Raw genomic sequence first — 697 nt, 5'->3', positions numbered from 1 at the left:
TTTGCCTTTTCTCGATTCTTTGAGCCTTTCTGTTTTCTAGAAAGGCTTTTTTGTGCTTTTCGCAGTCTCCGATAATGCTTTTTAAAATGCTTAGGATTAGATACTTTATCGCCATTGCTGGTAATTACTAGGCTACTAATTCCTAAGTCAATTCCGATGGCTTTATCTGTTACTGGTAAAGGCTTAATCGTTGGGTCATCAAATCTAATTGAAATATGCCAACGTCCTGAGGGATGTAATCTGACTGTTACTGTGCTTGGTTCACAGCTTTCTGGTATTTGTCTTGACCATCGAATAGGTAGAGGTTCTGTGCATTTAGCTAAATAGATTTGTTTGTCTTTGAACTTAAAAGCAGATTTGGTAAATTCGGCACTTCCTCACTGATGTTTTTTCTTAAAGTTAGGATACTTAGTACGACCGGCAAAGAAATTGGTCAAAGCTGTTTGTAAATGTCTTAAACCTTGTTGTAAGGGTACACAGCTAACTTCGTTTAAAAAGTCTAATTCTTCTTGTTTTTTCCAATCGGTTAGCATTGAAGAAGTTTGAGCGTAGCCTACTCTTTCTTGTCTTTCATACCAAGCTTGTGTTCGTTCGTGGAGAGCTTTGTTGTAAACTAATCTTACACAGCCCAAAGTGCGCCGCAATAGCGACTCTTGTTTTGGTGTGGGGTAAAATCGAAACGAATAGGCTTTTTCCC

The 697-nt window shown here is 38.3% G+C and carries 1 pseudogene; it reads right to left on the bottom strand.

Annotation, left to right across the window (positions count from 1 at the left end):
- A pseudogene (locus MICAI_RS16695) lies at nucleotides 1-697 on the bottom strand (RNA-guided endonuclease InsQ/TnpB family protein); the annotation flags it as partial.

The sequence above is a fragment of the Microcystis sp. T1-4 genome, from assembly GCF_000297435.1.
Lineage (GTDB): Bacteria > Cyanobacteriota > Cyanobacteriia > Cyanobacteriales > Microcystaceae > Microcystis.
The sequence above is the reverse complement of the archived record's forward strand: the minus strand, read 5'-3'. Positions and strand labels throughout refer to the sequence as shown.